At 46.9% G+C, this 12,703-nt stretch carries 10 protein-coding genes and 1 tRNA gene; 8 read left to right on the top strand and 3 right to left on the bottom strand.

Features of this window, described 5'->3' with window-relative positions; genetic code table 11:
* Nucleotides 1-76: transfer RNA gene (locus tag BS19_RS14005), tRNA-Gly, on the bottom strand.
* Between the two features lie 424 nt (nucleotides 77-500).
* On the opposite strand from BS19_RS14005, the gene BS19_RS14000 reads away from it, so the two are divergent.
* Nucleotides 501-1,088, top strand: a complete 588-nt coding sequence (locus BS19_RS14000) for a hypothetical protein (RefSeq protein ID WP_245609285.1) — start codon at nucleotides 501-503, stop codon at nucleotides 1,086-1,088.
* 75 nt (nucleotides 1,089-1,163) lie between these two features.
* Here BS19_RS14000 and orn read toward each other — a convergent pair whose 3' ends face one another.
* Nucleotides 1,164-1,709: an oligoribonuclease gene (gene orn / locus BS19_RS13995; RefSeq protein WP_038176057.1), complete on the bottom strand. Its 546-nt coding sequence runs from the start codon at nucleotides 1,707-1,709 to the stop codon at nucleotides 1,164-1,166.
* 127 nt (nucleotides 1,710-1,836) lie between these two features.
* On the opposite strand from orn, the gene rsgA reads away from it, so the two are divergent.
* The 7 genes from rsgA (at nucleotide 1,837) to BS19_RS13960 (ending at nucleotide 11,668) form a co-directional block, all read left to right on the top strand.
* Nucleotides 1,837-2,892, top strand: a complete 1,056-nt coding sequence (gene rsgA, locus BS19_RS13990; RefSeq protein WP_038176055.1) for a small ribosomal subunit biogenesis GTPase RsgA — start codon at nucleotides 1,837-1,839, stop codon at nucleotides 2,890-2,892.
* A 111-nt stretch (nucleotides 2,893-3,003) separates the two neighbouring features.
* Nucleotides 3,004-3,882, top strand: a complete 879-nt coding sequence (asd, locus tag BS19_RS13985) for an archaetidylserine decarboxylase (RefSeq protein ID WP_038176054.1) — start codon at nucleotides 3,004-3,006, stop codon at nucleotides 3,880-3,882.
* Between the two features lie 181 nt (nucleotides 3,883-4,063).
* The gene (locus BS19_RS13980) at nucleotides 4,064-5,479 is read left to right on the top strand and encodes an SLC13 family permease (RefSeq protein ID WP_038176052.1); all 1,416 of its coding nucleotides are present in this window, start codon (nucleotides 4,064-4,066) and stop codon (nucleotides 5,477-5,479) included.
* A gap of 282 nt (nucleotides 5,480-5,761) precedes the next feature.
* Nucleotides 5,762-7,642, top strand: a complete 1,881-nt coding sequence (locus BS19_RS13975) for a methyl-accepting chemotaxis protein (RefSeq protein WP_038176050.1) — start codon at nucleotides 5,762-5,764, stop codon at nucleotides 7,640-7,642.
* Nucleotides 7,643-7,714: 72 nt separating this feature from the next.
* Complete coding sequence (locus tag BS19_RS13970; protein ID WP_038176049.1) at nucleotides 7,715-8,602, top strand: DMT family transporter; 888 nt, start codon at nucleotides 7,715-7,717, stop codon at nucleotides 8,600-8,602.
* 240 nt (nucleotides 8,603-8,842) lie between these two features.
* The gene (gene gpmM / locus BS19_RS13965; RefSeq protein ID WP_038176048.1) at nucleotides 8,843-10,375 is read left to right on the top strand and encodes a 2,3-bisphosphoglycerate-independent phosphoglycerate mutase; all 1,533 of its coding nucleotides are present in this window, start codon (nucleotides 8,843-8,845) and stop codon (nucleotides 10,373-10,375) included.
* A 156-nt stretch (nucleotides 10,376-10,531) separates the two neighbouring features.
* Nucleotides 10,532-11,668: a murein hydrolase activator EnvC family protein gene (locus BS19_RS13960; RefSeq protein WP_038176047.1), complete on the top strand. Its 1,137-nt coding sequence runs from the start codon at nucleotides 10,532-10,534 to the stop codon at nucleotides 11,666-11,668.
* 67 nt (nucleotides 11,669-11,735) lie between these two features.
* Here BS19_RS13960 and BS19_RS13955 read toward each other — a convergent pair whose 3' ends face one another.
* A complete protein-coding gene (locus BS19_RS13955) occupies nucleotides 11,736-12,692 on the bottom strand; it encodes a DHHA1 domain-containing protein (protein WP_038176046.1) in 957 nt (318 codons plus the stop codon).
* Nucleotides 12,693-12,703: the final 11 nt, after the last annotated feature.

The raw sequence follows: 12,703 nt of genomic DNA, 5'->3' as shown, positions 1-12,703 counted from the left end.
TGGAGCGACACACGAGGTTCGAACTCGTGACCTCAACCTTGGCAAGGTTGCGCTCTACCAACTGAGCTAGTGTCGCATCAACAACGTTTCCGTCGTTCAGGGCTGCGAATTATAAGAGCATTTTTTTGTGATGCAAGTCCTTCATGCAAAAAAAATGTTTTTTTTTGCATGTGAGCAAAAAGCGCACAGCAATTGCTTAAATAGCTTGAAATTCACACAAAATACGCGAAGGAAAATCATCTCAGTTGCTCTCAAGCTACAAAATGGGATGTTGACCTGCCTTTTTAATCATCTCCATCGCAGTGCTGAGTAATTTTATATATAACGGACAGCTCTCTCTTTGATGCGCTCAATCATTAACATGGACGTGATGTGGTATGCACTTTTGCAGTTTTCGTTTCAAAACACCTTTGCTCATCATTGTCATGCTTGCGGTTTCAGGGTGCGGATCTCTACCCAAGCCTGTGCGCAACCTTGGAAAAAGCGATGTAGATTTTGTAATGGATACCCATGCGCGTCAACTCAAAATACACATTGCCGAGCTAACGCGTAAGCTGTACGTACGTAATCCAATTCAACTTAGTAAAAACCCACACGCGACCATTGAAAGTCGGATTAAGCAGATTCTAGGGCCTAAAGACCAAATCGAACTACCGCCATTGGTTTTTGATGAGCTTAATGGGTTAACTAGCATTGATGCCATATTGCTGAGCTTTGAGCAGGATTACGAAGGTGATCGCGTGTTTGCGGCGATGGTAGGGTTAGCTGAGATGCTCCGTCGCTCTTACAACCACCAGCAAGAGTTTTTTATTCTAGATTCACTTGACGAGCAAGCGCTGTACAACAGTGCCAGAAACATCGAAATTTTTGTCTGGCGTCTCTATCACCGCAGGGACGCATTGGGCAATCCACTCATCTTTACCAATGACACCGATGAACAAGGCGGCGATTTTAGCTTTGACCGCTTGTTTACCAAAATGGTCACGATCCAAGACATGATGGCGTTGATTGTGGCCGACAAAACCAATCGCAGCATTACCAAAGTGGCCCATGGCGTTGCACAATTTGTCTTCTTACCCATTCCCTAAAAACACACAAAGCCGCACTATGGGGTGCGGCTTTGTGAGCAATTTAAATCTGTATAACAGACTGGAACACGACGACTAGATGCTGAAAATCGTTTTTCGATAGTACTGCAGTTCTGCAATCGACTCGCGGATATCATCCAGCGCTAGGTGGCTACCTTGCTTGCTAAATCCGTCCAAAACGTCTGGTTTCCAACGGCGTGTCAGCTCTTTCAGAGTGCTGACATCAATGTAACGATAATGGAAATACTGCTCCAACTGCGCCATATGTTTGTACAAGAAACGGCGATCTTGGCCTATGCTATTGCCACAAATTGGCGATTTACCTTTTGGTACCCACTGTTCCAGAAACGCGATCGTCTGGCGAATCGCCTCTTGCTCATCAATATTACTGGCTCGAACACGTTCCACCAACCCACTGCCTGTATGAGTTGTCGTACACCACTCATCCATTTTTTGCAGCTCTTGTTCAGATTGATGAATAGCAAGTACTGGTCCTTCAGCTAAAATATTCAGTTCACTATCGGTGACTATGGTGGCGATTTCGATAATTTTGTGAGTTTCCGGGTCTAGCCCTGTCATCTCTAGATCCACCCAAATTAAATTTTGATCGCTAAAGGACATAAATCGTTGCCTATTGGTTTTGCGCTAAAAGAGGTACTATACCCAAATTCCGATCCCCAAGATAGTTTGAGATAGAGGCTGTCACTCAGGGGTCACTCGATAAATTAAACAATTGAAGTAGAGAAACGTGGCTAAAAAGAAAAAGCTAACCAAAGGTCAGGTCAGACGTGTACGTCATAACCAAAGACGCAAACTCAAACAAGAAGAGACCATTCAATGGGATGAGTCCATGTTGGGGAGTAGCAAAGCAGGCCTGGTTATCACTCGTTTTGGACAACACGCCGACATCGAAGATCTCGACACTGGTGAAGTTCAACGCTGTAATCTTCGCCGTGGTATCGAAACATTGGTCTCGGGTGACAAAGTGATTTGGCGCGCGGGTTTAGAATCGATGGAAGGTATCAGTGGCGTTGTGGAAGCGGTTGAACCTAGAACCTCAGTACTGACTCGTCCTGACTATTACGATGGCTTAAAACCCGTTGCTGCGAACGTTGATCAGATTGTCATTGTCTCTTCGGTACTTCCGGAACTTTCTCTTAATATCATCGATCGCTACCTCGTTGCCGCAGAAACACTGCAGATTTCACCGCTGTTGGTTTTAAATAAAATCGACTTACTTGAACCACAGCAGTTGAGTGAGTATAAACAGGCGCTAAGTGAGTACCAACGGATCGGTTATAAGGTTTTGTTTGTCAGTAAACAAACCGGAGAAGGCATTGCTGAATTGGAAGCCGAACTGGCCGATCGCATTAATATTTTCGTTGGCCAGTCTGGCGTGGGCAAATCAAGCTTAGTCAATGCGTTAATGCCACAATTCAACATTGAAGAAGGCGCGGTTTCAACCAACTCTGGTTTAGGCCAACACACAACCACCGCCTCTCGCTTGTATCATATTCCGACCGGGGGCGATCTGATTGATTCACCCGGGGTGCGTGAATTTGGTTTATGGCACCTAGAAGCCGAAGAAATTACCAAATCATTTATTGAATTTAGACCTTACCTTGGTGGCTGTAAGTTCCGTGATTGTAAACACAATGACGATCCGGGTTGCGCACTACGCCAGGCGGTCGAAGACGGTGAGATTAATAAAACTCGCTTTGCAAACTATCACCGCATTTTAGAAAGCATGGCTGAGATGAAGGCAAACCGACAGTACTCACGCAGCAAAAAAGCCGATTTGTAGCCGCAAATTTGTAAGCAAACGCGCGCAACTGCTGACATTTACGAGCAAGTTGAGTAACATCTCGCGCCCAGAAACTCGTCAATCGTACACATAACATTGGAATTGAACACAATGGATAAGATTAAAGTTGGACTGCAATATTGGATCCCACAGCATGGTCTAACACGCCTTATGGGCAAGCTCGCATCCGCGCAAGCTGGCGGTCTGACAACAGCAGTCATTCGCTGGTTCATTAAACAATATAACGTCAATATGGCAGAGGCTTTGCACTCAGATCCGAAGCACTTCAAGACGTTTAACGAATTTTTTGTTCGTGAGCTCAAGCCTGACGCACGACCAATTACAAATGATGAGTCTGTGATCACTCACCCGGCAGACGCTTGCGTGAGCCAATTCGGTCCGATTACTGATGGTCAGTTGATTCAAGCTAAAGGCCACAACTTTAGCGCACAAGAGCTATTAGGTGGCGACGGCGCATTAGCCGCTGAATTTGCAGACGGCGAGTTTGCCACGCTTTATCTGTCACCACGTGATTACCACCGCGTGCACATGCCATGTGATGGTACCTTACGTCAGATGATTTATGTTCCTGGCGACCTGTTTTCGGTTAATCCACTCACTGCAGAAAACGTACCTAATCTGTTCGCACGTAACGAGCGTGTCGTCTCTATCTTTGATACTGAATTTGGCCCTATGGCGCAGGTGCTCGTCGGTGCCACAATTGTTGGCAGTATCGAGCAAGTATGGGCAGGCACCGTGACTCCGCCTCGTGGTAACAGCGTGTACAAATGGGACTACCCAGCTCAAGGGAATAACGCCGTTATTCTCAAAAAAGGTCAAGAAATGGGCCGCTTCAAACTAGGTTCAACGGTGATAAACCTGTTTGCCAAAGGCGCGATTGAGTTTGATGAGACGATGCAAAATAGTCAGGCCACTGTGATGGGTACACCATACGCTCATGTGACGTCCACAGAGTCTCAACAAGACTAACTGCCTTTTTCTACCAAAGCTCTACTACTGGCCTCGCTTATGCGGGGCTTTTTTGATTCAAAGCAAATCCACGTGAACAAATTCAACTGTTTATCAAAATTCTAGGCTCGGTCGAAGACCTCAATATGATTGTAAATTAATCTATGAGCTGGCTTTTGTTTATCACGAGGTAGAATCCGCTATGCTCAAGGTTGAGTCTGGAATTCTAATAAAACTTTTAATCAGTTTCGCGATTCCTGTTGGGGTACTATTCATGCCCATCGACTGGATTCCGATTGATGATCTAACCCTCATCCAGCATCGTTTGTTGGCTATCTTCTTGCTCGCGGCATTATTGTGGGTACTTGAACCTGTTCCGGTGTTCGCAACGTCGATTCTGATCATCGCACTAGAACTGGTGATGATCTCGAATAAAGGGCTGCACCTGTTTCGTACGCCTCCCTCGGGACACGAACTCGGCGAGTTGATGAATTACACCGACATTTTTAGCGCCTTCTCATCACCGATCATTATTCTATTTATGGGTGGTTTTGCCCTAGCGATTGCGGCCTCTAAATACGAACTCGACAACAACCTAGCGCGCGTTTTACTGCGACCTTTCGGCCACCAGCCGAAATTCATCATGCTCGGGTTGATGTTAATTACTGCTGTCTTTTCGATGTTTATGTCCAATACCGCGACCACAGTGATGATGTTAGCGCTACTCGGCCCGATTGTGGCCTCAGCTCCGAAAGGTGACATCGGCATCAAAGCTCTGGTGTTGTGTATTCCGATAGCGGCCAATACTGGTGGTATTGCGACACCCATTGGTACACCGCCAAATGCGATCGCATTGCAATATTTGACTGGCGAAAACGCCATCGACTTTCTTACATGGATGATGATGGGACTGCCCTTTGTTGTTATTCAGTTGACGATCGCTTGGTTCTTATTGCAAAAACTGTTTCCTTCTTCACAGCCGACCATGACGTTGAAACTCGACGGTCAATTTCAAAAAAATTGGCGCGCTATTGTTGTCTACATCACTTTTGCATCAACGATTTTATTGTGGATGACGACCAAACTTCATGGCATGAACACCTATGTGGTTTCCATTATTCCTCTCGCGGTTTTCACGTTGACTGGCATCATGGGCAAAGCGGAGCTGAAGCAGATCAACTGGGATGTACTGTGGTTGGTTGCTGGGGGGATTGCTATCGGGATTGGTCTTGACAAAACAGGCTTGGCATCGGCGCTAGCCCATGCGATAGACTATGAGTCTCTGTCACCAATCGCGGTCGTGTTAACCTTGTCACTCGTTTGTTGGATCATGGCAAACTTTATGTCGAATACTGCCACGGCCAACTTATTGATGCCGATTGCTGCGGCCATTGGCGCCTCGATGGAGAGCCTAGTCAGTGTTGGCGGCTTGCAAGGCTTGTTAGTGGTCGTCGCCTTCTCTGCATCATTAGGTATGATTCTGCCAGTTTCAACACCCCCCAACTCTCTGGCCTACTCTACCGGCCTTATTGAGAGCAAAGATATGGCAAAAACAGGCCTAATCATCGGTGTCATCGGCTTAGTGTTGGTTTACATCGGGGCACTGATTCTCACCTAAAATAACCGTGACCTCTGGTTTATGGACTAGAGGTCACATTTTGTTCAAATATCACTAAGCCGCCACACAGTGAATCTGCAATTCCATACTTAGATCAACCTAATCCATCAATAAGACATATAAAATAAATTCAATAATAACAATAACATCCAATTCAATTTTCAACGTAAGTCATTCTGGCGGCACAGATCAATTTGTCCATCAACGGTCCAATGCAGATGCGGCAAATTCACTGCCACACCGCCCTTCTCGATTGATTGTCTAGTAACTAAAGGAAAGGCAATGAGAAATACCATTAAATTAAAAATGCAGATTGCGATAGCAATCGTCATCGCCATTGTTAGTGGCGTTCAAGCTTGGATCTCGGTAAGCCAACTCAAAAACGAGACAACCTCAGCCCTCAATAGTGAAATGGCCAATGTCAGCCATGCTACCTCGCGCTACATCAGTGACTGGTTAGAGATTCGCAGTGACATGATGTTAGCAAACGAAAAAGTCATTGTAGCGGCGCAAAACCCTGAACGTGAGATGTTAGTCACCAAGCGCGCCGGAGACTTTCTTTCGGTCTACGCTGGCTTTGAAGATGGTTCGATAGCCTACGGCGATAAAAGCGAAGATTGGCCTGCCGATTACGATCCGCGCACTCGCCCTTGGTATCAAGATGCAATGAAAGCCTCAGGGCTCATCTTAACCGAACCCTATCAAGACTTTGATGGCAGCATCGTCGTCAGTTTTGCCAAAGCTTTTACTGGCCAAAAACCTGGCGTACTGGCAGCTGACCTTACCGTCACTAACATTATCGATGAAGTGCTGAACGTTACGCTCGACAACGACGGCTTTACCTTTCTCATCGACGGCAACAACAACATTGTCGCCTATCAAGATGAAAAATTGAGCCAAAAGCCCGTCACCGAGCTAAACCCAGCATTAACGAGCAATACCATCGAGCAACTGATCGACAGCGCGCAAATCTCGACGATTCACTGGCCCAATCAAGGTGACAAGTTGATCTACATGATCAGCGTCCCTTCGACGGATTGGTCACTGGGCATCGTTGTCGATAAAACACTCGCTTTTGCATCGGTCAGTGAGCAGATTCAGTTTACGGCGCTCGCCTCACTGATACTGTATTTTGTGATTGCGACCTTTAGCACTTACACCATCACCAAGCTCCTTAAACCACTGCAAGACTTATCGGCTTCTTTATCACAGCTGTCAAAAGGGGAAGGAGACTTAACTCAGCGTATTGAAATTAAACGCCGCGATGAAATCGGCGAAGTCGCGGAGCACGTCAATCAATTTCTCGCGCAGATGCAAGCAATGATCAGCGGTATTATTCAACACAGTGACACGCTGGCAGCTCAAGCAGTACAAGCGAACCAACTATCACAGCAGTCATCGCATCAAGTTGAAGTGCAGCAAAATGATGTCAATCAAATTGCCACCGCGATCCATCAAATGTCAGCAACGGCCGCTGAGGTTGCGAGCCACGCTGAACTGACGGCAAACGCTTCACAGACCTCTTCGCTCGCCTGCCAAGATGGCCAACAAGTCATTCAGAAAAACCGTCAAGCAATTGTTGATTTGGCTGACCAAGTCATGGCCGCTGCGAGCGTCATTTCAGAGCTTGAAAGTAACACTCAGAGCATCAACCAAATTCTATCTACCATTCAGGGAATAGCCGAGCAAACCAACTTGCTTGCCCTCAACGCAGCCATCGAAGCGGCGCGTGCAGGAGAACAAGGACGTGGCTTTGCCGTGGTCGCAGATGAAGTTCGAGTCTTGAGTCAACGAACCCATGGCTCGACCGAAGAGATTCGCAACATGATAGAGACGTTGCAGAACAACACTAAGCAAGCAGTTAATAGCATGCAGAGCAGTACCTCTTTGGCCGATACTAGTGTCAATTACGCACAACAAGCCGCAGAAAGCTTAGGCCGTATCACCGATGCGATTACCGAAATCAATGATATGGCGCTACAAATCGCTAGCGCGGCTGAAGAGCAACGTGCGGTCAGTGAAGACATCAGTCGTAACACTCAAGGGATTAAAGACGCCTCTGATGTACTTGCAGCACAAGCGATACAAAGCAGTGACAGTGCCGATAACATGCGTGAGTCTGCTCAGACCATGCGTAAAGAGGTCGGGCGCTTCAAAGTTTAAGGTTTGTTTTAACGCATTTTTAATGCATATTGTCAGCCATTACTGTTCCATATTCACAAGGATAACGTGTCGATGGGTTATGAATGGCTGGCATTGGCCGCGGCCTTTCTCTGGGCCGTGGCCAGTCTTCTCTCTGTCGTTCCGGCGCAACATTTAGGAACCTTTGCCTATAGCCGTTGGCGTATGGGTTGCACCTCAATTATCCTCGGTTCGATGGCGCTCTATACAGGGGGGTGGTCGAGCGTTGAACAAAGCGCTGTTTCTGCCATGATGCTCTCTGGTGTTATTGGTATTTTTATTGGTGACACGGCACTGTTTGCTTGCCTAAATCGGATGGGCCCGCGACAAGCAGGCTTGCTGTTTTCTTGCCATGCTGTTTTCTCCGCGATTCTTGGCTACTTCCTGTTTAGCGAAACCATGACTCACATCGAGTTTATTGGCGCGCTATTGGTGTTTTCTGGCGTGCTGACAGCGATTTTCTTCGGCCGCAAAGGTCAAGCGGCCAATCAACTTGAATCGATTAAAGGCAATGTGTGGGCAGGAATCAGCCTCGGCCTCCTTGCGGCATTATGCCAAGCTCTGGGCGGGATTATCGCCAAACCAGTGATGCAGACGGATATTGATCCGGTCGCCGCTTCTGCAATCCGAATGATGACCGCCTTTGCCGCTCACTGCCTGCTTTTCATCAGTGGCGTTAAATTGGCCCGAGCCACTTTGCCGATGAATATCAAAATCTTTGCTATTACCGCCGTCAACGGTTTTTTAGCCATGGCAGTAGGAATGACGCTGATTCTCTACGCTCTAAAACAAGGCAATGTAGGAATGGTCGCGTTACTCTCATCGACTACACCGATTATGTTATTGCCTATACTTTGGATTTATTCAGGAAAACGCCCCAATCGCTTCGCTTGGATAGGCGCGATGATGGCGGTCGCAGGGACAGGAATTCTGGTCGGTTAACGGCTATCTAGTTAATAGCCAAAACCGAATTTCTTTTTTCTGACCAGATGCGACAATAACCACTAACCGGCATTCGACGCAAACGAGTTGAAATCACGCCAATAGCGAGTAAAGTGAAAGATAGCAACGATATTTCCCAAACAATAATTGATCTTAACCTACAGTTTTGGTTAAAAAGTGTAGTAAAATTACGCTAATTTTGTTTCTAAAGTTATTTTGAAATTTGACGAGGTCATCACTATGTCAGCTAAGAAGCCAATGGCTCTAGTTATTCTTGACGGTTACGGTCACCGTGAAGATACCGCAAGCAACGCGATCGCAAATGCAAAAACACCTGTTTTAGACGGCCTTTTTGCTAACAAACCGAACACTCTTATCTCAGCTTCTGGTATGGACGTAGGTCTGCCTGATGGTCAAATGGGTAACTCAGAAGTGGGTCACACCAATATTGGTGCTGGTCGTGTGGTCTATCAAGATCTAACTCGTATCACTAAATCGATTGCAGATGGCGAATTTGCTCACACGCCAGCATTGGTTGAAGCGGTCGATGCTGCCGTCAAAGCAGATAAAGCGGTTCACATCATGGGACTAATGTCTCCAGGTGGCGTTCACTCTCACGAAGACCACATCTACGCAGCCGTTGAAATGGCAGCAGCACGCGGCGCTGAGAAAATCTACCTACACTGTTTCCTAGATGGCCGTGACACGCCGCCACGTAGCGCACAAAACTCACTACAGCGCTTCCAAGATCTGTTTGCGAAGCTGGGCAAAGGTCGAGTGGCTTCGCTTGTCGGTCGTTACTATGCGATGGATCGTGATAACAACTGGGATCGCGTTCAAGTTGCTTATGATCTTCTAACTCAAGCTAAAGCTGAATTTACTTTCGATACAGCAGTAGCAGGTCTTGAAGCAGCATACGCTCGTGAAGAGAACGATGAATTCGTTAAAGCGACCGCCATCAAAGCAGAAGATCAAGAAGATGCAATCATGCAAGATGGCGATGCTGTTATCTTCATGAACTACCGTGCTGACCGTGCACGTCAAATTACTCGCACCTTCGTTGCTGACTTTGATGGTTTCGAACGCGCGGTATTCCCTAGCACTCATTTCGTGATGCTCACTCAATACGCAGCTGACATCCCTCTTGCTACTGCTTTCCCACCAGCATCACTGGAAAACACTTATGGTGAGTGGCTCTCTAAACAGGGTAAAACTCAACTACGTATTTCAGAAACAGAAAAATACGCTCATGTGACTTTCTTCTTCAACGGCGGTGTTGAAAACGAATTTGAAGGTGAAGAGCGTCAACTTGTCGCATCACCAAAAGTGGCTACTTATGATCTTCAACCAGAAATGAGTTCTGAAGAACTGACCGAGAAAATGGTTGCCGCGATCAAATCTGGTAAATACGACGCGATCATCTGTAACTACCCGAACCCAGACATGGTTGGCCACACTGGCGTATATGAAGCGGCAGAAAAAGCCATCGAAGCTGTCGATGCCTGTGTTGGTAAGGTCGTTGCTGCTATCGAAGAAGTTGGCGGTCAAATGCTGATCACAGCAGACCACGGTAACGCAGAAATGATGGTCGATCCGGAAACGGGTGGCACTCACACCGCGCACACCAACCTACCCGTACCACTGATTTACGTTGGTGACAAAGCGGTTGAGTTCAAATCAGGTGGTAAACTGTCTGATCTTGCGCCAACGATGCTAGCGCTTACCGGCCTAGAGATCCCATCAGAAATGACTGGCGACGTGTTATTTAAGTAACCCTGTCTTCTCTGTTTCTAGCCCGGGCCTATGCTCGGGCTTTTTTATTGAAGTGAAATACCTCGCACCTCGACAAGTTTTGACTTTCCCCTTTCTTCTACACAAGAGGTTTGGGTATACTGATTCTCTCTCAGATAGTTAGGACATTCTTACTCAATGGTGGTGATTGCAAACCGGATACTCTTAGCCAAAAGAACAGCTTTTGCGCTCGGATTGATACTATCCACCTGTTACCTAACTCCTAGCTATTCGGCTAGCAATGATGAGCTTAAAGGCGTAAGTGGCGAAATCTCTCGTCAAAAGCAATCGCTGTCGAGTCAGCAAAACAAGCTTGATACGCTACAGCAATCGCTTAAAAACCAAGAGATTTCTATTAACCGCATAGAAAATGAAATTAAGCAGACTAAAGCCTCGTTAGCCAACACCAACAGCAATATTGATCAGCTAGAAAGTAAAGTTCTTAATCTTGAGCAACAAAAACAGGCGCAAAGCGACAAACTGGCCGCGTTACTGCAAACCTATTATGTCACCCAAAGAGCTAAGTCTTCTACCAAGATCCTCAATCAAGGTGTCGAGGAAGATAGGATCAGCCAATATTTCCAAAATTTGGCCAAACAACGCGCCAAAACCATCGCCGAACTTGAAACCGTGGTGACTGAGTTGGCCAATAGTCGTGAGCAGTTGGATCTCGAAAAACAGCAGATCACGACCTTGCTCAAACAGCAAACCAATAAGCGCGATCAATTAGCCAAAGCTCAGTCACAACGCAAAGGCACTGTCTCCAAAATCCGCAACAGCATTTCCAACGACAAAGTCTACCTATCAGAGTTGCAACGTAATGAAACACGACTCAAAGCGGAAATAGCCAAAGCCGCCAAACGCAATTCAGTCCCTATGGATGGTTTAGCACGTCAAAAAGGCAAGCTACCATGGCCGTTAAAAGGGCAAACTCTGCACAACTACGGCACGCGCCAAACTGGGCAAATTAATTGGAAAGGGATGGTGATTGACGCAAACTATGGTCAGGCAGTGAAATCCGTCTATTCAGGCACTGTCGTGTTTGCTGACTACTTACGCGGCTATGGCTTAGTGGTGTTGCTTGACCATGGTAAGGGCGATATGACTCTTTATGGTTTTAACCAAACCTTGCTGAAAAAAGAGGGCGACAAAGTCACGGCTGGCGAAACCATTGCCCTAGCCGGAGACACAGGCGGCCAACCACAACCCTCACTCTACTTCGAAATTCGCCGCAACAGTAAAACACAAAACCCAAAGTCTTGGCTCACGCGCTAAGCCTCATATCATGGTGATTTTACTGCCGCATCATAACCTATTGTGCAGCATGCTGATGCCAGCCTAGCTAGCGGTAATAACCTTCTACCGCATCGATAAAGGCCGAGACTTGATCTTTCGCCAACGCATTGATACCCGCTGCTGCCGCGCGACCGCCTCCCGATGAAAACTGTGAGCAGATATCACCAGCTCCGTGCTTATTATTTAAAGGCGCTCGCAGCGAAACGGTATAAGTCCCATCTGAATTTTCGGTAAGTACCGCATGTGCAGCATGAGGGGCCTGGTTCGCCAGCAAGTTGCCATAAACACCGCTAATACGACGTGAGGAAGCTTCATTAGGCAGCTCAAACACTGCTAACAACTCGCTTTGATATCGTGGTGCGACAGCAAGCGCTTTCGCCATATCTTGCTGATAAGCGGACTGCAGCGCTGCAAATGGCGAATGTTGATCAGCGATAACAGCAAAAGGATCATCATAAGCCAAAAGCTGTTTAAACAAGACGGCAGGATCAAAATGTAGGTCTTTAAGTTCGGATCCATAACCATTGTAGTTGATCAAGGTTCCTAATTCTTTTAACTGAGCTTTCTGCTCTGAGTTCAAACCCGCTTTTGCTGCCAAATCATCGGCTTTCGCGATCAAGTTGTCGCCATAAGCGGCCGTAATCGCCCAAGTATGGAAACGCCCCTCTAGTAACGTATCGACAATCAAAGCGGTGCACGTATTGGCATCTAAGTCGATATGCGCGTCTAAATTGGGATGAGAGGGAATCTCGCCAGCTTTATGATGATCGGCATAAAACACATGCGCGCTAGCTGCGAGGAGCTTTTCTAGCGCCGCTTTGTTGCTCTCCATCGAGATATCTAATACCGTCACCGTGTCTCCTGCAGCAACAGCGAGCTTCTCAAGCAGTTGAATATCTCGCTTAACCCCAGTCACCAATGTTGAGACTTTTGGCTGAGCCAAACGCAGTTGAAGCAGCGCGATGATGCCATCTGCATCACCATTAAAAACATCGTAGTGCATAAAATAAACCG

The sequence above is a fragment of the Vibrio pacinii DSM 19139 genome, assembly GCF_000711795.1.
Classification (GTDB): domain Bacteria; phylum Pseudomonadota; class Gammaproteobacteria; order Enterobacterales; family Vibrionaceae; genus Vibrio; species Vibrio pacinii.
The sequence above is the reverse complement of the archived record's forward strand: the minus strand, read 5'-3'. Positions and strand labels throughout refer to the sequence as shown.